18 protein-coding genes are annotated in these 19,756 nt (G+C 70.7%); 7 read left to right on the top strand and 11 right to left on the bottom strand.

Annotated elements, in window-relative coordinates; genetic code table 11:
• Positions 1-588 (bottom strand): helix-turn-helix domain-containing protein, encoded by a 588-nt coding sequence (locus O2L52_RS02750; RefSeq protein WP_270113773.1) that lies wholly within the window; start codon positions 586-588, stop codon positions 1-3.
• 26 nt (positions 589-614) lie between these two features.
• Between O2L52_RS02750 and O2L52_RS02745 the strand changes: the two genes are divergently transcribed.
• On the top strand, positions 615-1,625 hold the full coding sequence (locus O2L52_RS02745) for an NAD(P)/FAD-dependent oxidoreductase (protein ID WP_344474051.1): 1,011 nt from the start codon (positions 615-617) through the stop codon (positions 1,623-1,625).
• A gap of 50 nt (positions 1,626-1,675) precedes the next feature.
• Here the strand turns inward: O2L52_RS02745 and O2L52_RS02740 are convergent, their stop codons facing one another.
• The 5 genes from O2L52_RS02740 to O2L52_RS02720 all read right to left on the bottom strand — a co-directional run bounded on the left by O2L52_RS02740 (position 1,676) and on the right by O2L52_RS02720 (position 5,083).
• A complete protein-coding gene (locus O2L52_RS02740; protein ID WP_270113771.1) occupies positions 1,676-2,344 on the bottom strand; it encodes a maleylpyruvate isomerase family mycothiol-dependent enzyme in 669 nt (222 codons plus the stop codon).
• Positions 2,345-2,436: 92 nt separating this feature from the next.
• Positions 2,437-2,661, bottom strand: coding sequence for a hypothetical protein (locus O2L52_RS02735; RefSeq protein WP_270113770.1), 225 nt, complete (start codon positions 2,659-2,661; stop codon positions 2,437-2,439).
• Between the two features lie 63 nt (positions 2,662-2,724).
• The gene (locus O2L52_RS02730) at positions 2,725-3,435 is read right to left on the bottom strand and encodes a CE1759 family FMN reductase (RefSeq protein WP_270113769.1); all 711 of its coding nucleotides are present in this window, start codon (positions 3,433-3,435) and stop codon (positions 2,725-2,727) included.
• Entirely contained in the window at positions 3,432-3,911 is a 480-nt protein-coding gene (locus O2L52_RS02725; RefSeq protein ID WP_270113768.1) for a MarR family winged helix-turn-helix transcriptional regulator, read from the bottom strand. The genes O2L52_RS02730 and O2L52_RS02725 overlap by 4 nt, the downstream gene beginning before the upstream one ends.
• 11 nt (positions 3,912-3,922) lie before the next feature.
• Positions 3,923-5,083, bottom strand: a complete 1,161-nt coding sequence (locus tag O2L52_RS02720) for an LLM class flavin-dependent oxidoreductase (RefSeq protein WP_270113767.1) — start codon at positions 5,081-5,083, stop codon at positions 3,923-3,925.
• Positions 5,084-5,270: 187 nt separating this feature from the next.
• Between O2L52_RS02720 and O2L52_RS02715 the strand changes: the two genes are divergently transcribed.
• Positions 5,271-6,431, top strand: a complete 1,161-nt coding sequence (locus O2L52_RS02715) for a hypothetical protein (RefSeq protein WP_270113766.1) — start codon at positions 5,271-5,273, stop codon at positions 6,429-6,431.
• A 212-nt stretch (positions 6,432-6,643) separates the two neighbouring features.
• Here O2L52_RS02715 and O2L52_RS02710 read toward each other — a convergent pair whose 3' ends face one another.
• Together O2L52_RS02710 and O2L52_RS02705 are read right to left on the bottom strand one after the other, a co-directional pair.
• A complete protein-coding gene (locus O2L52_RS02710; protein ID WP_270113765.1) occupies positions 6,644-7,303 on the bottom strand; it encodes a hypothetical protein in 660 nt (219 codons plus the stop codon).
• A 260-nt stretch (positions 7,304-7,563) separates the two neighbouring features.
• A complete protein-coding gene (locus O2L52_RS02705) occupies positions 7,564-9,045 on the bottom strand; it encodes an RICIN domain-containing protein (protein WP_270113764.1) in 1,482 nt (493 codons plus the stop codon).
• A gap of 275 nt (positions 9,046-9,320) precedes the next feature.
• Here O2L52_RS02705 and O2L52_RS02700 point away from each other — a divergent pair, with 275 nt between their 5' ends.
• On the top strand, positions 9,321-11,294 hold the full coding sequence (locus O2L52_RS02700; protein WP_270113763.1) for a potassium transporter Kup: 1,974 nt from the start codon (positions 9,321-9,323) through the stop codon (positions 11,292-11,294).
• A 27-nt stretch (positions 11,295-11,321) separates the two neighbouring features.
• Here O2L52_RS02700 and O2L52_RS02695 read toward each other — a convergent pair whose 3' ends face one another.
• Positions 11,322-12,401 carry an AAA family ATPase gene (locus O2L52_RS02695; protein ID WP_270113762.1) on the bottom strand — a complete coding sequence of 360 codons (1,080 nt, stop codon included), beginning with the start codon at positions 12,399-12,401 and terminating at the stop codon, positions 11,322-11,324.
• On the bottom strand, positions 12,398-13,027 hold the full coding sequence (pnuC, locus tag O2L52_RS02690; protein WP_270113761.1) for a nicotinamide riboside transporter PnuC: 630 nt from the start codon (positions 13,025-13,027) through the stop codon (positions 12,398-12,400). Before pnuC ends, O2L52_RS02695 begins: the two co-directional genes overlap by 4 nt.
• Before the next feature lie 194 nt (positions 13,028-13,221).
• Here pnuC and O2L52_RS02685 point away from each other — a divergent pair, with 194 nt between their 5' ends.
• The 3 genes from O2L52_RS02685 (at position 13,222) to O2L52_RS02675 (ending at position 18,129) form a co-directional block, all read left to right on the top strand.
• On the top strand, positions 13,222-14,751 hold the full coding sequence (locus O2L52_RS02685) for an alpha-N-arabinofuranosidase (RefSeq protein WP_270113760.1): 1,530 nt from the start codon (positions 13,222-13,224) through the stop codon (positions 14,749-14,751).
• Positions 14,752-15,015: 264 nt separating this feature from the next.
• Complete coding sequence (locus O2L52_RS02680; RefSeq protein ID WP_270113759.1) at positions 15,016-17,097, top strand: alpha-L-arabinofuranosidase C-terminal domain-containing protein; 2,082 nt, start codon at positions 15,016-15,018, stop codon at positions 17,095-17,097.
• A 36-nt stretch (positions 17,098-17,133) separates the two neighbouring features.
• Positions 17,134-18,129 (top strand): LacI family DNA-binding transcriptional regulator, encoded by a 996-nt coding sequence (locus O2L52_RS02675; protein ID WP_270113758.1) that lies wholly within the window; start codon positions 17,134-17,136, stop codon positions 18,127-18,129.
• Positions 18,130-18,225: 96 nt separating this feature from the next.
• On the opposite strand, the gene O2L52_RS02670 is transcribed toward O2L52_RS02675, so the two are convergent.
• A complete protein-coding gene (locus O2L52_RS02670) occupies positions 18,226-19,218 on the bottom strand; it encodes a zinc-dependent alcohol dehydrogenase family protein (RefSeq protein ID WP_270113757.1) in 993 nt (330 codons plus the stop codon).
• Positions 19,219-19,311: 93 nt separating this feature from the next.
• Between O2L52_RS02670 and O2L52_RS02665 the strand changes: the two genes are divergently transcribed.
• Positions 19,312-19,644, top strand: coding sequence for an ArsR/SmtB family transcription factor (locus O2L52_RS02665; protein ID WP_270113756.1), 333 nt, complete (start codon positions 19,312-19,314; stop codon positions 19,642-19,644).
• Positions 19,645-19,756: the final 112 nt, after the last annotated feature.

Genomic DNA, 19,756 nt, shown 5'->3' with positions numbered 1-19,756 from the left:
TCAGCCGCCCTTGGCTTTGGGCTTGGCGCGCAGGTGGGCCCGTTCGCCCTGGCTGCCGAAGAGGCTCAGGAACTCCACGGACCGCTCATCGGCGTTGCCGAACCAGTGCGGGGTGCGCGTGTCGAACTCGGCGGCCTCGCCCGGCTTCATCACGAAGTCGTGCTCGCCGAGGACGACCCGCAGGTTCCCGTTCAGGACGTACATCCACTCGTACCCCTCGTGGACCTGCGGGGTCGGCTCGCTCTTGCCGCCGCCGGGAATGATGAGCTTGTAGGCCTGGATGCCGCCGGGGCGGCGGGTGAGCGGCAGCAGGATCATGCCGTGGCGGGTCACCGGTCGCATGTGGATGCGCGGATCGCCCGTGGGCGGCGCGTCCACGAGGTCGTCGAGGGTGACGTTGTGGGCTTTCGCCAAGGGCAGCAGGAGTTCCAGGGTCGGCTTGCGGGCCCCGGACTCCAACCGCGAGAGGGTGCTCACGGAGATCCCGGTCTGCTCCGAGAGATCCGCGAGGGTCGCCTCGCGCGCCTTCCTCAGCGCCCGCAGGCGCGGGCCCACCGCGCCGAGCGCCTGGTCCATCGCGTCGTCCATGCCTCGAGTTTGCCAGATCGGCAAGAATGTTTGCCAGTTTCACGGGGGCACCTTTACCGTGGGGCGCGGAGGTGGTCGCAGTGACCGATGAACTGAGGGAACAGTACGACGCCGTGGTGATCGGCGGCGGCGCCGCGGGACTGAACGGGGCGCTCATGCTCGCCCGCGCGCGGCGGTCGGTGGCCGTGATCGACGCGGGCGAACCGCGCAACGCCCCGGCCGAGGGCGTCCACGGCCTGCTCGGCCGCGAGGGCATGCCGCCGTCCGAGCTGCTGGCGATCGGGCGCGGCGAGGTACGGCAGTACGGCGGGCACGTGGTCGACGGGTCCGTCACCGGCGCGAAGGCGGGTGAGGAGGGCTTCACCGTCGCGCTGGCCGACGGCCGGGAGGTCAAGGCCCGCAAACTGCTCGTCACCACGGGCCTGGTGGACCGGCTGCCGGAGATCCCGGGTCTGGCCGAGCAGTGGGGCAGGGGCGTGATCCACTGCCCGTACTGCCACGGCTGGGAGGTCCGGGACCAGCCGATCGGGATCGTGGCGACGGGACCGATGTCGATGCACGGCGCGCTGCTGTTCCGGCAGTGGACCGACGACCTGGTGGTGTTCACCAACGACCGGCTGGCCCTGCCGCCTGAGGAGGCCGAGAAGCTGAAGGCGCGCGGCACCCGGATCGTGGATGGCGCGATCGAGCGCATTGAGTCGGAGGACGGGCGCATCACCGGCGTCCGGTTGGCGAGCGGCGAGTTCGTGGCGCGGACCGTGCTGGCCACGGCCTCGCGAATGGAGGCGCGGGCCGGATTCCTGCAGGACCTGGGGCTCGTCGTGGTCGAGCACCCGTCGGGCGCGGGCGAGCACGTCCCGGCCGACCCGTTCGGCAGGACCGACGTCCCCGGCGTGTGGGTCGCGGGCAACGTCACGGACCTGATGGCCCAGGTCGGCGCCGCCGCCGCGGCGGGTGCGATGGCCGGGGCGCAGATCAACGCGGAACTGGTCGGCGAGGACACCGACGCGGCGGTGGCCGCGTACCGGGTCCGGTAGCGAGGAACGCGGCGGCTTCACGGCCGCCGCGTTCGCAACCCGCCGCGTTCTCAACCCATGGTCGCGCAGCGTTCCCGCAGGACGGGGACGCCGTCGCCTGCCAGGTCGTCGCAGAACGCCGCTCGGCCGGTCATGGCCATGACCAGGGCCACCGTGGGGCCGGAGACGAGCGGGCCGGTGCCGGCCTCGAACGGGCCGTCCGTGGCGACGAGGCGGAGGTCGAGCACCCGCTTCTTGGCGACGACCACGAAGTCCGAGCCGCGGTAGTACTCGGCGAGGAGCGTGATCGTCTCGACCGGATAGGTGCGGGGCAGGCCCAGCGGGCGGCGGATGTCCTCGCCGTGGACGATCGACTCGCCGAGCATCGCCTTCAGCGGCACCGGGCTCGACGTGCTCGGGACGGCGCGGCCGAACCGCGCCAGCGTCTCTTCCGGGTCAGCGCCGAGCTGCTCCCGCAGGCGCATCACCACCTGCTTGTCGAAGTCGAAGCGGCACTTGAGGACCCCGGCCATCCACCGGGCCCAGCCGATCGTCGCACCGGAGGTCAGGTGCGCCAGGACGTCGCGCACCGACAGGCCCTCGCAGAGCGACGGCGTCGCCCAGCGCTCCTCGCCGAGTCCGGCGAGGTCGGCGGCCAGCGCCGCCCGCTCGGCGTGGATCATGCGCCACAGCCGTGCCTTGCGCGCTGCTCGCGTCGTGCTCGATGCGTGTTCGGTCATGTCGAATCCTCTCCGGGTCTCCGGTACTGAGACTGCACCGGGGTCGGGGATTCATCGGCCGCACCGCGCGGGCGGGCATGCGACTGCTGCGTTCAGGGCCCGGAGGTGGTGTCGGGTTCGACCCAGGTGAGGGCGACGAGGTCCTCCTCCTCGGACTGGAGGCGTTCGCCCGCGAGATCCGGGGGTATGGGGAGGACGAGGTCGTGGAAGTCGTCGCCGGGCGGGCCCGCCGACACCGCGGCGACCGCCGTGCCGTGCTCGACCGGGAGGTCCGCGGCGGAGTAGTCCACCAGTTCGCCGTCGCCGCCGTCGCTCATCGTGCCTCCAGTGTTCTCGGCTCCCTTCCAAAATACTGGTCGGGAACCGAGAACGGGGGTCCGCTAGGCCTTGCGGTTCGGCTTGGCGGAGCCGCCGGTGGCCAGGCGCATGAGGTCGGAGCTGAGGTCGATGTCGAGCTCCGTGCCTCCGGCGCTGCCGTATTCGTGCTGGTAGTGCCTCCAGGACTCGCTGCGGACCTGCTCGGCGAAGCCGGACTCCATGAGCAGGAGGAGTTCGATAGCGGCGCGGGTGATCCGCTCCCCCAGCTCCTTCGAGTTCCAGTCCTCGGTGGCGGCGAAGACCGAGGTCGGCACGGTCATGGTCCGCAGGTAGGCGAACAGCGAGCGCATCTGGTCGTCCACGACGAGCGCGTGGCGGGCCGTGCCGGCGGTCGCGGCGAGGACCACCGGTTTGGCGATGAGCAGGTCGTTGTCGAGGACGTGGAAGAAGGAGCTGAACAGGCCGCTGGGGGCGGCCTTGTAGACCGGGGCGCTGGCGACGACGGCGTCGGCGCGGCCGAGCAGTTCGATCGCGCGGGCCATCTTGGGGCCCATGAGCTGCGAGACGATCGCGGTCGTGATCTCGGTGGCGAGTTCGCGCAGGTCGATCACGTCGGTCGCGACCTGCTCACCGCGGTCCTCGGCGAGGGTGTGCACGCGGTCGGCGATGCGGTCGGCGAGCATCCGCGTCGAGGACGGGTCGCTCGTGCCGCCGCTGACGACGACCAGGTGGAACGGTTGGGCGCCTTCGGATCGGCGCTGCTGGACGGTCACAGGACGGCCTCCTGGCGGTTGCGTTGGGCGGGGGTCGCCGCGCCTTGGGCGGCGAGTTTACGGCCGATCGCCTCAAGCAGGGCGATCTCCTCGTCGGTGAGGGCCGCGGTGACGGCGCGGGCGACGTCGACGGCGTGGCGGCCGCCGACGCGCCGCTGCCGCTCGCGGCCGGCCTCGGTGAGGTCGAGGCGGACGCCGCGCCCGTCCTCGGGGTCGGGCGTGCGCTCGATCAGGCCCCGGTCGGCGAGGCGGTCGACGAGCCGGGACAGGGCGGGCTGGCTGAGCAGCACGCCGCGTCCCAGTTCGAAGAGGCGCAGCGGCTCGTCGTGCTTGGACAGCGTGTAGAGGACGTCGTACTCGCGCATCGACAGCTCGCCCCAGATCGGCTCGGCGGCGAACCGCTTCATGAGCGAGGCGTGCGCGGTGAGCAGCGCTTCCCACGCCTCGTTGGCGCGGCGGCTCCTGCTGCGGGTCATGGTCGCCCCCTTCAGCTCTCGTCGTCCTGGTACGGCATGTCGCCGGCGGTGTTGTCGCCGAGGTTGGCGTTCGGGCGCGGCTGGCGGGCCGGGCGGTCGCCGTACTTCGCCCTCACGAGGCCCGCGTGCGTGGGCGCGTCGGCCGACTCGGGGTCGCGGCGGGCCGCGAGCTCCTTGCGCAGCACCGGGACGACCTCTTCGCCGAGGAGGTCGAGCTGGTTGAGGACCATCTTGAGCGGCATCCCGGCGTGGTCGATGAGGAACATCTGGCGCTGGTAGTCGCCGAAGGCGTCGTGGAAGGTCAGGGTCTTGTCGATGACCTCCTGCGGGCTGCCGACCGAGAGCGGGGTGCCCTTGGTGAACTCCTCCAGGGACGGGCCGTGGCCGTAGACCGGGGCCTCGTTGAAGTACGGGCGGAACTCGTCCACCGCGTCCTGCGAGCGCTTCGCGATGTAGGCGTGGCCGCCGAGGCCCACGATCGCCTGCTTGCGGGTGCCGTGCCCGTAGTGCTCGAAGCGCTGGCGGTAGAAGTCGACGAGGCGCTTGGAGTGCGAGGTGGGCCAGAAGATGTGGTTGGCGAAGTAGCCGTTGCCGTAGAACGCGGCCTGCTCGGCGATCTCGGGCGTGCGGATGGAGCCGTGCCAGACGAACGGCGGCACGTCGTCGAGCGGGCGGGGCGTCGAGGTGAAGCCCTGGAGCGCGGTGCGGAACTCGCCCTCCCAGTCCACGACGTCCTCGCGCCACAGCCGGTGCAGGAGGTTGTAGTGCTCGAGCGCGAGCGGCAGGCCCTGGCGGATGTCCTGGCCGAACCAGGGGTAGACCGGGGCGGTGTTGCCGCGGCCCAGCATGAGGTCCATGCGGCCCTTGGAGAGGTGCTGGAGCATCGCGTACTCCTCGGCGATGCGCACCGGGTCGTTGGTGGTGATCAGGGTCGTCGCGGTGGTGACGATGAGCCGCTCGGTGAGGGCGGCGATGTGGGAGAGCAGCGTGGTGGGCGAGGAGGAGAAGAACGGCGGGTTGTGGTGCTCGCCGATGGCGAAGACGTCGAGGCCGACCTCTTCGGCCTTGACGGCGATCTTGAGGATGCCGTCGATCCGCTCGGCCTCGGTCGGCGTCTCCCCCGAGACCGGGTCGCGCGTGATGTCACTGACTGAGAAGACACCGAACTGCATGGTATTCCCTGCTCTCCCCGCCGCAGCGGTCCAATCTTCATGCGTTTGCATCTACCTTAACGGTCCTGGGACAAGGACTATTCCGAAATATGGGAGGCGCTGCTCACACCGGGGGCCGCTGACAACCGTCGCGCCCCGGCGGCGGTATTACCCGCAACCGACATCCCCATCGAGAGGACCACGATCAATGCGACACAGAACAGGCCGGGCGCTCACCTCGCTCGCCGTCGCCTGCGGCCTGCTCGCCGCCGCGGCCTGCAGCGCCGAGGGCGCTCCGGAAACCGTCGGCGGCACCGTGGAGCCGGGGCCCGACGCCGTCGCCGAGGCCGAGCGGCTCCACCAGATCGTCAACGAGAGCCAGGCGATCACCGACGAGCTCACGGCGATCGAGCACCGCGTCGCCAAGCGCTGCTTGGAGGACGAGGGCTTCACCGTCCACGACCCGATGGAGTTCCAGGAGTCGCACACCGCCGCGTACAGCGCGGGCGGCTACCTCTCCGCCGCGCCGCTCAGGGCCGTGCCGACCGCCGAGGCGGCCGAGGCGTGGGGCTTCGGCGTGTGGGCCGAGTTCGTGCGCAACCCCGGCAACGAGGACCTGGCCGAGGAGCTGCTCACCCCTGAGGCGATGACCGCCTTCGGCATCCTCGACACCGAGGACATGGGGATGGACACGAGCGAATGGGACGCCGAGGACGACGAGTACCACGCCGAGTGGATCGAGGCCTATACGGGCTCGCCCGCCGTCGACGAGGGCATCAAGGGCCCCGAGCCCGACCCCGAGGCCCCGCTGGGCGGCTGCTGGCTCCAGATGGTCGAAACCATGTACGGCGAGCCCTTCATGGTGACCTACGAAGGGGAGGACGGCGAAGAGGGCGGCCAGTACCCCGAGACCCACGAGCCGAGCCCGCTGTTCGCGCTCGGCGAGTTCGAGGACTTCAGCGCGCTGCTCGATGCCGTCCGCGACGAGGTGGACGCGTTCGAGAGCTGCCTCGTCGACGCCGGGTACGAGGGCTGGGAGCTCGGCGAGAGCTTCTATCCGCCGCTGTGGGAGTACTTCGGCGCGATGTACGACCCGGACCACTTCGAGGAGTTCGGCGAGGAGGGCCTGGAGGTCCCCGAAGGGCCTGAGGAGGTCCCGGCCGACTTCATGGGCGTGCTCGAGCTCGAACGCGCCATGGCCGTCGACTTCGCGGCCTGCGGCCAGGAGAGCGGCCTGCGGATGGCTGTCGAGGAGGCCTGGGCCGCCATGCTCGTCGAGGCGTACCAGCCGATCGAGACCGACCTGGTCGCCTGGCGGGACGCCATGCAGGGCCACCTCGACAACGCCCAGGACTACCTCCAGGCGTAGCCCTCGTGAGGCCGGGTCGCAGTCGCGCCCCGGCCTCACGCGAAGTCGGCGATCTCCTGGTAGCCCAATCGGCATCATGCCGATCGGCCTGGACGCCCGATGCGGCCGCGGGCATGCCGCCGTCCTCGGCGTCCGGACCGGCCCCGCCCCTCGCGGGGGGCGCACGTCGAACGGCCCCGCCGTAAGGCGGGGCCGTCGTCGATCGCGTCGGATCAGGCGTCGCCGTCGGCCTCGAGCGCGTCCCACACCGGGTCGGTCTCGAGTTCGGTGGCGAGGGCGATGATCTCCTCGGTGGTCACGGCGAGGTCGCCGTTGGGAAGGCCCCACCAGACGGTGGCGACGGAGCCGTCGCGGTGGAACACGGCGGCCTCCACATAGGTGCCGTCGGTCGTCCAGGCGACGAGCGAGCCGTCCTTGCGCTTCTCCTCACCGCAGTCGGTGTCGCTCTCGTGGCAGTGGAGGAGGTAGTGCATGTCGAGGTCCGCGCCGCCGGTGAGGTCCTGGACGCCGGTCGCGACACCGCCGGGCAGGTAGAGGGCCACTTCGAAGCCCTCGCCGGTCTGGTCGACGTAGTAGTCGGTGCGGAACTTGCGCTGCACCGGCGTCTCGTTGCCGCCGTCGATGTAGTAGTTCTGGAGGCGGAGGGTCGGCAGCGAGTTGTCGAAGCTCCAGTCCTCGAAGGAGTCCTCGAGGAGCTCGTCGATCTCCTCGTTCGCCTCGGCGGTGTACTCGTCGTTCACACCGTCCCAGAGCTCGGAGTACTCCCAGCCCTCGGCGGGGATCTCGGGGTCGTCCGCGGCGGCGGCGGTCGCGGGGAGGAGCACTGCGGCGGCCGATGCGACGACGACTGCGGTGCGCTTGAAGGAGGACATGATGGTCACCTCTCGGTAGATCCTTGCCCGTAGTTATATGCCCCGGCTCGCCGCCTGCGCACCGCCTCATGCCCTGTTGTGGAGTTCGTTCCCTTTTCGACTGGCAGGCAACGCCGAGGGTCCTCATAGGCGTATTCATTCAGGTTCGTGCGCCCGAAAACCGGGTCGGGGCGGGGGGCGGGGGGCCGCCCCCGGCGCCCCCCCCCCCCCCGGGGGGGGGGGGGGGGGGGCGGCCCCCCCCCCGCCCCGCCCGCGCGCCCTCAGAGGGTCCAGTGCTGGCTGGTGGCGGTGGTGCAGTCGGCCTGCTGGAGGCGGGTGCCGTTGGCGGTGGCGCCGTTGATGACCTCGAGGCATTTGCCGGAGTGGCGGGCGACGAGCTGGACGTACCCGCCCGCGTCGCGCACCTGCCACTGCTGGTTGGTGCCGCTGCCGCAGGTCCACTGGATGGCGCGGGCGCCGGTGGCGGTGGAGACGCCGCTGATGTCGAGGCACTTGCCGGAGGCCCGGGAGACGATCTGGACGTAGCCGCCGCCGGCGTCGCGCAGCTCCCACTGCTGGTTCACACCGCCGTGGCAGTCGTACTGGATGATCTCGGCGCCGTCGGCGGTGGAGCCGCTCACGACGTCGACGCACCTGCCGGAGACGCGGCTGACGATGTCGGTGACCTGGCCGCCGCCGCCCCCTTCTCCCCAGCCGTGGAGGATCCGGTCGGCGCCGGAGCGGTTGCGGAGGGCCAGGTTGATGTCGGTGCCGCTGCCGCTCTTCGCGAACATGGAGTACCAGTCGTAGCCCGAGGTGCCGGTGAGCTTGCCGCCGAGGGCGGGCCAGTAGGTCGAGCCCATGCCGAGCTCGCGCTGGGCGTCGGTGATGCCGCGCAGGTACCGGACGAAGTTCTGGCTGCTCGCCGCGTCGGCGTAGTTCAGGCCGTTGTCCATCGGCGAGCCGTACTCGGTCAGCACCGTGCGGGAGGCGCAGTTGCCGACGCCGTTCTTGAAGCTCTGGACCCACCAGGCGTAGTCGTGGTCGCCGTAGAAGAAGGCGTAGTGGTGGTAGGAGAGGAGCGTGCCGTTGAGGCGGCTGTCGGCGCACAGCGGCTTGACGTCCTGCGCGAAGCCCGAGCCGTCGATGAGGATGCGGCCCTTGGGAACGGAGGGGCGGGAGCTGACCCAGGCGGCGGCGACGTTCGCCCAGTCGCCGGCGCTGTAGCCGTGCGGCTCGTTCATCGGCTCGAAGTAGACGAGGCTGTTGGAGCCGTACTTGGCGACCACGGTGTTCCACATGGTGTTGAACGCGGTCATGTTGGTGATGCGCCCGCCCGAGGCGGCGCCGTCCTCCCAGTAGGCGAGGATGACCTTGAAGCCGCGCGCGGTGGCCTCGTCGATGGTCGCGGAGTACGCGTTCCACCAGGCCGTGCCGACGGTGTGGGTGTTGACGGGCAGCCGGATCGTGTTGGCGCCCATGAGGGTGTCCATGTCGCTGTACACCGCGGCGGCCTTGGCGCGGACGGTGTCGTAGCTGTCGGACTGGCTCAGGCCGTCGAGGACGAGCGGGCCGTCGTTGAAGTTGTCGCCCAGCATGGCCCAGTTGAAGCCGCGGAACCCGCTGGTGTTCGCGGCGGCGGGCGCCGCGTCGGCGAGGGCGATGACGGGCACGAGGACGAGCGTGGCGAGGATCGAGAACAGGAGCCTGCGGAGGGGGCGCCCCCGCCGGGGCGGGGCGTGGAGGGAGGATGCGGCGTTCATGGGCCGGCCTATCTCGTGCGTGGTGCACGCGTGAGGGAGCAGGAAGATGGAAGCGCTAACATCCGCCCAAAGTATGACACCGGCCCGACCTCGGGTCAAGCATTGATTCATGTCGATGTCTGACATTCGATTGCGGCGTTCGCGGCCGTCAACAGGGCGTATGCAGCGGCGCAATCGGCGTCAAGAAAACGTATGAATTTGCGAGGAGTCGTCGCGAATCCGTTTTCGACCCTTTCCAGGGACTAGCATCCGCCTGCGAAAGGAGCTTGACACCCGTGACCGCTCAGAGCACCGCAGTACCCGCCGGCCCCGGCCTCGCACCCCCGACGAACGACCCGCGAAGAACCTCCGCCGGCGGCGCGACGCGGCTCGCACTCGTCGTCGGCGCCCTCGGCATCGTGTACGGCGACATCGGGACCAGCCCCATCTACGCGCTGCAGACAATCTTCAACCCCGCCGACCCCCACCCGGTGCCCGTCACCATCGACAACGTCTACGGCATCATCTCGCTGATCTTCTGGTCGCTCATGCTCATCGTGACCATCTTTTACGTCGGCTTCGCGATGCGCACCGACAACGACGGCGAGGGCGGCATCATGGCCCTCATCACCCTGATCCGCCGCCACAGCGAGGGGCGCGGCCGCAAGACCGGGTTCTTCCTCGCCGGTCTCGGCATCTTCGGCGCCGCCCTGTTCCTGGGCGACAGCATGATCACCCCCGCGATCTCGGTCCTCTCAGCGGTCGAAGGCATCAAGACGGTCAACCCCGACCTCGAGACGTTCATCATCCCCGCCACCGCCGTGATCATCGTGCTGCTGTTCGCGTTCCAGCGCAAGGGCACCGCGGTCATCGGCCGCTGGTTCGGCCCGATCATGATCGCCTGGTTCACGGCGCTCGCCGTGCTCGGCCTGGGCGGCATCACCCGCAACCCCGAGATCCTCCGCGCCCTCTCCCCCACCTACGCGATCGACTTCCTGTTCGGCCACTTCCACATCGCATTCTTCGCCCTCGCCGCGGTCATCCTGACCTTCACCGGCGCCGAGGCGCTGTACGCGGACATGGGCCACTTCGGGCGCAAGCCGATCTCGCGGGCCTGGCTGTTCATGGTCTTCCCCGCGCTCCTGCTCAACTACATGGGCCAGGGCGCGCTCATCCTCGACGACACCGGCAACATCTCCGGCTCCTTCTTCCTCCTCGCACCCGAGTGGGGGCGCATCCCGCTGCTGGTCCTGGCCGCGACGGCGACCGTGATCGCCTCCCAGGCCGTCATCAGCGGCGCCTTCTCCGTGGCCGCGCAGGCCTCCGAGCTCGGCTACCTGCCGCGCCTGCGGGTCGCGCACACCTCCGAGCACCACTACGGCCAGATCTACGTGCCGTGGATCAACTGGCTCCTCATGGTCTCCGTGCTGACCCTGGTCTTCGCGTTCCGCACCTCGGAGTCGCTGGCGTTCGCCTACGGCATGGCAGTGATCGGCACGATCGTCATCGTCACGATCCTCTTCCTCTACCTCGCCAGGAAGCGCTGGAACACCCCGCTGTGGATCCTCGCGTCCGGCGGCGGCCTGCTCTTGGCGATCAACGTGACCTTCCTGGCCGCGAGCAGCACGAAGATCGTCCACGGCGCGTGGCTGCCGCTGCTCATCGGCCTCACCGCGTTCACCGTGATGATCACGTGGAAGCGCGGGCGGCAGGTGGTCTCGGACGAGCGGGAGCGCCGCGAGGGTCCGCTGCGCGAGTTCGTCGAGAAGATGCGCCGCGGCGAACCGAAGGCCGCCCAAGTGCCCGGCACCGGGGTGTACCTGGGGCGTGGCAAGGACACCGCGCCGCTGGCCCTGCGGGCCGCGTTGGAGCTCAACCACGCCCGGTACGCGCAGACCATCGTCCTCGCGGTCCAGACCGAACCGGTGCCGCGCGTGCCCGACGAGGAGCGGATCGTCGTCGACGACCTGGGCGACTGCCAGGACTCGGTCATCCACGTGACCGCCCGCTTCGGCTACGCCGAGACCCCCGACGTGCCGCGCGCGCTGCGGCTCGTGAGCCCGGCGCAGGCCGAGGGGCGGAAGCTGCGGCTGGAGAAGGCCACCTACTTCCTCTCCACGATCCAGCTGCGCTGCGGCCCCGAGCCGACCATGGCGACCTGGCGCAAGCACCTGTTCATCGCCACCTCGCACATCACCTCCGATGCGGCCGAGCACTTCCAGCTCCCGCGGGACCGCACGATCATCGTCGGCTCCCACATCGAGGTCTGACGCGGGAAGCCGCTCCCCGCGCGCCGTTCAGCGGTACTCGGGGAGCGGCTGCGTGAACCGCCAGCCGCCCTCGATGAGGGCGTCGACGGCCTCGACCGCGTGCTTGAGGCGCTGCTCGTGCGGCCCTCGGAGTGTCACGTAGCGGCGGCCGGTGCGCTCCAGCTCCGCCGCGAAGCGGGCGGTCATCCACGGGCGCAGGTGCTCGTCCGAGCGGAGGCCGTCGTCCTCGAACGGGACGCCCTCGTGGTCGGTGAGCAGGTAGAGGTCGTGCGCGACCCGGTCCGCGACCTCGTCGATCGCCGGGTTGCGCCCGCCCATGTAGCGCTCGTGCCAGATGCCCGTCGCGAAGGCGTCCGTGTCGCAGAACAGGACCGGCCCGCCGATGCGCACCGCCCGCTCCTCGAGTTCGAGCTGCCGCTCGGCGATCACCGGGAAGTCCTCGGTCGCGAACCGGACGTCGGCCCAGGTCGCGTCCGGGCGCTCGGCCTGCAGGGCGAGCAGCCGCTCCTCGCTGAACGTGCGCCCGTACTCCCCCGCGCACTGCGTGAGGGACCAGACGCCGCCGCGCCCCCGGTAGTGGTCCGCCAGCGCCTCGGCGATGGTGGTCGTGCCGGTGGATTCGGCGCCGAGGGCGACGACGCGCAGGGCGAGGCCGGCCCTGACGGGGCCTTCGAGGTAGTCCCAGCTCCCGGCCGGGTCGGCCCGGACCTTGGTGCCGGAGATGGGGAACGCGCCGCGGTCCTGGTCGACTTCGACGTGGGCGGCGCCGAGGCGGCGGGCCAGTTCCGGGCCGTAGGACTCGGAGGTGAAGAGCGCGTCGATCCGCTCGGGCACGGCCGCTTTGAAGATGTCGACGTGGGCCTGCCAGATCGCCTCGTCGTGGAGGTCCATGTGGACGTCGTCGACGGTGCCGATGACGCGCGCGTCCGGGTGGGCCTCCTGGAGCCAGGCCATGCGGGTCGCGAGCGGGATGTTCTCGACGGTGGCGTGGGAGACGAGCACGGTGAGGCGTTCGCATCCGGCCCGGGCGGTGCGGATCAGGTGGTGGTGGCCGGCGTGCGGCGGGTAGAACTTGCCGAGGACCAGGCCGTGGTCGGGTTTCGTCATGCCGCGGCTCCCACCGGTTCGGCCTGGGCGGCGAGGTCCTTCCTCCAGTTGCGGAGGCCGATGACGCACAGCGCCATGAATCCGATGTAGAGGATCGAGGTGAGGTAGAGGCCCTTGTACGCGTAGAGCGGGACGTACACGATGTCGGCCGCGATCCACAGGTACCAGGATTCGACGCGCTTGCGGCACTGGCCGTAGGTGGCCAGGAGCGAGAGCACGGTGGTGAGGGCGTCCCAGAAGGGCACGTTCGAGTCGGTGGCGGCGCTCAGGAGCAGCGTGATGCCGGTGAGTCCGACGAGCCCGGCGCCGGCGAGGGCGAGCCACTCCATGCGGCCGGTGCGGCTCACCGGCAGGGTGTCGGCGCGGCCGCCGCCTTGCACCCAGTTCCACCAGCCGTAGACGCCGAGGGCGATGAAGACGAGCTGGAGTCCGGCGTCGGCGTAGAGGCCGCTGTCGGTGAAGATCAGGATGAAGAGCAGGCAGTTCGCGATGCCGATGCCCCAGTTGGCGAGGTGCTGGCGGGCGACGAGCCAGACGCACAGCGCCCCCGTGACGAAGGCGAGGCCTTCGGCGAGGGTGGTGGGGACTCCGGCGATCGTGAACAGGGGGAAGTAGAGGAATTCCATGAGAGGGGCCATGCCGCATGGAATCACAGAAACCCCTCTGGTGTCCATGGGTGTCGGCTGGTGCTCATTGCGCGGGACGCTGAGGATTCAGGTGCGCGGCGGTATTGACACGGCGGGTGTGCGACCGGGTAGAGTGAACCGCGCTTTACCGATAAAGATCCCGTACACCGGTCCATTCGCCAGGAAGGCACCCCATGAGCACCGACGCCGTGTCCGCCGTCATCAACGTCGACATCGAAGGCCCCAAGATCAGCAAGCACGTGTACGGCCACTTCGCCGAGCACCTGGGACGCTGCATCTACGGCGGCTTCTATGTCGGCGAGGACTCCGACATCCCCAACGTGCGCGGCATCCGCCTCGACGTCGTCGAGGCCCTCCGCGCCCTCGACATCCCCAACCTGCGCTGGCCCGGCGGCTGCTTCGCCGACGAGTACCACTGGATGGACGGCATCGGCCCCAAGGAGGACCGCGCCGTCATGGTCAACACCCACTGGGGCGGCGTCGAGGAGAACAACCACTTCGGCACCCACGAGTTCATGGACCTGTGCGAGCTCCTGGAGACCGAACCGTACATCTCCGGCAACGTCGGCTCCGGCACCGTCCGCGAGATGAGCGAGTGGGTCGAGTACATCACCCGCGAGGGCGACTCGCCGATGGCGCGCCTGCGCAAGCAGAACGGCCGCGAGGAGCCCTGGAAGGTCAAGTTCTGGGGCCTGGGCAACGAGACCTGGGGCTGCGGCGGCAACATGACCGCCGAGCAGTACGCGATGGACGCCCGCAAGTACGCCACCTACTGCCGCAATTACGGCGACAACAAGCTCTACCGCATCGCCGCCGGTGCCGCCGACGCCGACTACGGCTGGACCGAGACCCTCATGAAGCAGCTGAGCCACCTCGGCTGCCAGCGCGTCGAGCGCCCGCTCTACCAGGCCCTCTCGATCCACTACTACACGATCGCGGGCGACTGGAACGACAAGGGCGCGGCGACCGTCTTCACCGACGACGAGTACTACACGACGATGCTCAAGGCCAACCGCACCGACGAACTGCTCACCGGCCACGCCAACGTCATGGACCTGTACGACCCGAAGAAGGAGATCGGGATCGTCATGGACGAGTGGGGCACGTGGTGGAACGTCGAGCCCGGCACCAACCCCGGGTTCCTGTACCAGCAGAACACGATGCGCGACGCGCTCGTGGCGAGCCTCCACTTCGACATCTTCCACAAGCACGCCGACCGCCTCATCATGGCGAACATCGCGCAGACGGTGAACGTGCTGCAGGCGATGATCCTCACCGACCCCGACTCGGGCGCGCTGGTGCTGACGCCGACCTACCACGTGTTCCAGATGAACAAGGGCCACCAGGACGCCGCGTCGCTGCGCGTGGACACCCCGGCGGGCGTCCCCACCCGCGAGGTCGACGGCAAGGAACTGGCCACGGTCTCGGTCTCGGCCTCCCGCAAGGACGGCCGCCTGCTCGTCTCGCTGTCCAACCTGGACGCTGGTGCGGCGCAGGACGTCGAGATCGACCTGCGCGGCGGCGGCCTCGGCGACCTCGAGTCGCTGATCCTCACCGCCGACACGCTGCAGAGCCACAACACGCCGGAGCAGCTGGAGGCCGTTGCGCCGCAGAAGCACGACGGCGTGACGCTCGACGGCTCGAAGCTGCGCGTGCACCTGCCCGCGCACTCCTTCGTCACCGTTGCTGGCGCCCTCGCGTGAGCGAGCGCTTCACCGTCCGCGTCGGCGCCCCTGGCGCCGAGCCCCCCCCGGGCCCCCCCCCCCGCGGGCGCCCCCCCCCCCCCCCCCGGCGCGCCCCCCCGGCCCCCCCCCGCGGCCCCCGACCTGTGGGGCCTGTTCATCGAGGATCTGAACGACGCCCTCGACGGCGGACTCAACGCCGAACTGGTCCGCAACGGCGACTTCGAGTTCAACGAGGCCGACCGGGAGGGCTGGCACGCGCTCACCGGCTGGACGACCACGGGCGTGGTCGAGGTCCGCACCGAAGCGCCGCTCCACCCGAACAACGAGCACTATGCGCGCCTGACCGGCCCGGCCGCGATCGCGAACGGCGGCTGGGACGGCGTGCGAGCGAGCGCAGGAGGGCGGATGCGCCTGTCGCTGTTCGCCCGTACCGACGCGCCGACCGCCATCGAGGTGCAGGCGAGCGGCGGCGCGGCAGTCGGCGACCTCGCCGTCGAGGCGGGCGGTTGGCAGCGCGTGGAGCTCGACCTGGAGGCCGCGGCCGTCGGCCGCGGCGAGCTGCGCCTCGCCGTCCCGGCGGGCGCGACCGTCGACGTCGACGCGGTCTCCTTGCGGCCCATAGGGACCGACGGCGAGCCGCTGACCTTCCGGCCTGACCTCCTTGCGGCGCTGCAGGACCTGAAGCCCAGCTTCATCCGCTTCCCCGGCGGGTGCCTCGCCCACGGGTACGGGCTCGACAACATGTACCACTGGAAGCGCACGATCGGGCCGCGCCACGAGCGCGAGCAGATCCGCAACGTCTGGGGCTACCACCAGTCGCGCCAGATCGGGTACGTCGAGTACTTCGAGCTGTGCCTGGCGACCGGCGCGACGCCGGTCCCGATCGTCGCGGCGGGCGTGTGCTGCCAGAACTCCCCCGGCGGTCCGCACCCGATCCCCGAGTCCGACATGGACGACTACATCCAGGACGTGCTCGACCTCGTCGAGTTCGCCAACGGCGGCACCGACACTCCCTGGGGCGCGAAGCGGGCCGAGCTCGGCCACCCCGAGCCGTTCGGGGTGCGCTACCTCGGCATCGGCAACGAGGACCAGATCACCGACGACTTCCGGGACCGCTACGCGCGCATCGAGGACGCCGTCCGCGCGGCGCACCCGGAGATCACGGTCATCGGCACCTCCGGTCCCCAGCCGTTCGGGCCCGACTACGAGGCCGGATGGGCGTACGCGCGCGAGCGCGGCACCCCGATGGTCGACGAGCACGGCTACCAGATCCCCCGCTGGTTCCACCAGAACATCGACCGGTACCAGGCCTACGACCCGGACGAGGCGAAGGTCTACATCGGCGAGTACGCGGCGCGATCGAACACCGTGCGCTCGGCGCTGGCCGAGGCGGCGTACATGATCGGCCTCGAGCGCCGCCCCGAGGTGGTCAGGCTGGCCTCGTACGCGCCGCTGCTGGCGCGGGCGGGGCACACGCAGTGGACGCCGGACCTCATCTACTTCAACGCCGACGAGGTCCTGCCGAGCGCGTCCTACCACGTGCAGCAGATGTTCGGCTCCGAGCGCGGGACGCGCGTGCACGCGGTGGAACTCGAAGGCGTGCAGCCGGTTCCGGTGGTGCTGCCGAGGCAGGGCCGGGCGCTGCTGCGCTCCGACCGCGCCACCGTCGCCTTCACCGATGTGCGGCTCGACGGGCACCGGCTGCCCGACGTGATCACCCGCGCCGACGGCGAGGGCGTGCTCCTCGGCGGCATCGACCCGGGCGCCGCAGAGCTGGAGTTCGAGGCGGTCCAGCAGGACGGCATCGAGGGCTTCACCGTCGTCCTCGGTCCCGAAGCGCCCCAGAGCCACCTGGCGGTGAACATCGGCGGCTGGCAGAACAAGTCCACCGCGGTGGCCCGCAGCGACGACGGGATCGGCGAGAACGACGACGGCCCGCTCCCGTGGCGGGGCATCCGGACCGGCGAGCCGTTGCGGGTGCGCATCCGCCTCGACGGCCCGCGCGTCCAGGTCTGGGTCGACGGGGAGCTGCGGCACGACTACGAGCAGGACCTCCGTCCTGAGCAGCGGGTCGTCGCCGGGGTGCTCTCCCGCGACCCGCTTTCGAACGGCACTGGCGAGTACGTGGTGCGGCTGGTCAACGCCACCGCGACCGCGCGCACGGCCGCGGTGGCGGTGCCGGACGGCACCGGCCCGGTCGCCGCCGACGTGCGGCTCCTGGCGGGCGCCGGCCCCGACGAAGGGCGCCCGCACGAGGCCTCGCCGGTGACCCCGGCGGACTCCCGTGTGGAGGGCGACGGCGGCTTCGACCTGGAGCTGCCCCCGTGGTCGTTCGCGACGGCCGTCGTGCGGCCGCTCGGATGATGGGAAGATAGGCGGCGACATGAGAGGCGGTAACCGATGGTGACGATGAGCGACGTGGCGCGGCTGGCCGGGGTGTCGAAGATGACGGTGTCCAATGTGGTCAACAACCGGCCCGGGGTGAGCGACCCCGTGCGCCGGCGCGTGCTCGAAGCCGTCCAGCAGTCCGGTTACCGCCTCAATGTCAACGCCCGCACGCTCAAGGCCGGCCGCACCGGGGTCATCGGCCTCGCCGTGCCCGGCGTCGACCAGCCGTACTTCGGGGTGCTCGGCGAACACGTGATCGCCGCGGCCGCCGCCAAGGGCTTCCACGTGGCCATCGAGCAGACCGGGGCGGCCGCCGAGGGCGAGGCCGAGGCGATCTCGCAGTCGCACCGGCTGCAGTTCGACGGGCTCATCATCAGTGCGGTGATCCTCGACCCGCGGGAGCAGGCCCACGCGTGGGCCGACTTCCCCATCGTGATGCTCGGCGAACGGGACTACGGGCAGGCCATCGACCATGTGGGCATGAACAACGAGGCCGGGTCGCGCGCGGCCACCGAGCACCTCATCGAGCGCGGCTGCACCAGGATCGCCAATGTGACCGGGTGGAGCCTCGAAGGCGTGCACGTGGGCTCGCGCCGCTACCGGGGCTACACGGAGGCGTTGAAGGCGGCCGGAATCCCCGTCGACCCGGCGCTGGTGTGCCTCTCGGGCATGGGCCAGGAGACCGGCCGCCGGGCGGTGCACGACCTCCACGAGGCGGGCGTCGAGTTCGACGGCGTCGTCGCGATCACCGACTCCGTGGCGATCGGCGTCATGCGCGGCCTCGCCGACCTCGGCATGCGCTGCCCCGAGGACGTGCGCGTGGTCGGCTTCGACGACATCTCCGTCTGCGAGTTCCTCACCCCTTCGCTGACCACCGTCGCACCGGGCCACCGCTGGATGGCCGAGAAGGCGGTGGAGCTCATCGCCTCCCGCCTCGAGGACCCGAGCCGGCCCCCGGAAGACCACACCGCCCCATACGAGCTCAAGGTCCGCGAGTCGACCCGCTAGACCCCTGCGGGACTCACCGCTAAGTCCCCACAGACTCTTCCGCTACGTCCCCACGGGACTCTCGCTACGCCCCCACGGGACTCTCCCGTTACATCCCTACGGGACGGCGACGAGCTTCCCGAACTGGGCCCCGCCCTCCATGTGGCGGTGGGCCTCGGCGATGGCGTCGAGGGCGAACACGCGGTCGACCGTGGGCGTGAACGCGCCGTCCCGCAGGCCCGAGGCGATGAACGCGGCGGCCCTGCGCAGCCGGTCGGCGTCCCGGGTCGTCTCGTGCACCAGGAACGTGCGCATGTTCAGCGCGGGCATGCCGAGGTCGAAGCCCGGGTACGGCGTCGGCTGACCCGAGAGCGCGCCGTAGAGGAACAGGATCCCGTCGGGCGCGACGGCCTTCGCGAGCGCGGTGACGCCGGGACCGGCGACGGCGTCGAAGGCGAACTCGGCGCCCCGCCCGCCCGTGAGGTCGAGGATCCGCGCCGTCACGTCCTCCTCGTCGGTAACGACCACTTCGGCCGCACCGGCTTTGAGGAGCGCGTCCTTCTTGGACTGCGAACGGGTGGTGGCGATCGGCACGGCGCCAAGGCGGTTCGCGATCTGGATCGCGGCGAGCCCCACACTGCTGGAGGCCGCGGTGATCACGGCGGTGTCCCCGGGCCGGATGCCGCCGACCTGGGCCAGCGCGCCGTAGGCCGTGAGGTAGGGCATCCACACGGCCGCGCCTTCGACGGCGTCGACCGAGTCGGGCCGGGCGATGAGCGAGGCGACCGGGACGACGGCGCGCTCGGCGTACACCCCGTAGTCGTTCATCGAGAAGGTCGGGATGACGCTGACCGCCTGGCCCGCAAGGAAACCGGCGGTATCGTCGCCGAGTGCCTCGATGACGCCGGCGGCTTCGGCGCCGAGCCGGGCCGGGAACGAGCGCGCCCGCTCGATGTACACGCCGCTGCGGAACAGCGCCTCGGCGCGGTTCAGGCCCACGGCCTCGATCCGCACCAGCGCCTCCCCCGGGCCGGGCTCGCCCACCGGGGCGTCCTCGACGCGGAGCACGTCGGGACCGCCGTACTCGTGGAAGCGTACCGTCTTGGCCATGTCCAGCTCCTTCACCGCTAAAGTACGATCATCATCGAAGTTCGATCATGATCATACTTCGATGGGGATCGAACAATGAACCGGGGAGGTCACATGGGAACGGCGGAGCAGGAGCGGCGGCGGGCGCCCGCGCACCCGGAGGTCGGCGACGTGCCGCTCCAGCAGGTGCTCGAGGCCCTCGCGGACCCGGTGCGGCGCGTCATCCTGCGCGAGCTCTACGACTCCGGGGAGGACCGCGCCTGCGGGACCTTCGACATCGCCGTGAGCAAGTCCACCGCGACCCACCACTTCAACGTGCTGCGCGAGGCCGGGCTCATCCACCAGCGCTACGTCGGCACCTCCCGCATGAACACGCTGCGCCACAAGGAGGTCGACGCGGCCTTCCCCGGGCTCCTCGACGCGGTGCTCGGGCACGTCGAGGCTTGAGCCGCCAGGTTTCTCGCATCCAAAATCGTTGCGCTGCAATGAGAAGGCGGCCCCGGGCACGTGCCCGGGGCCGCGGCTGTGCGCGAGGTCAGGTGAGCGAGCCGGTGACGTT

The sequence above is a fragment of the Glycomyces algeriensis genome (assembly GCF_027622855.1).
Classification (GTDB): Bacteria; Actinomycetota; Actinomycetes; order Mycobacteriales; family Micromonosporaceae; genus Glycomyces; species Glycomyces algeriensis.
Note: the sequence above shows the minus strand (reverse complement) of the source record. Positions and strands in the feature narration are given on the sequence as shown.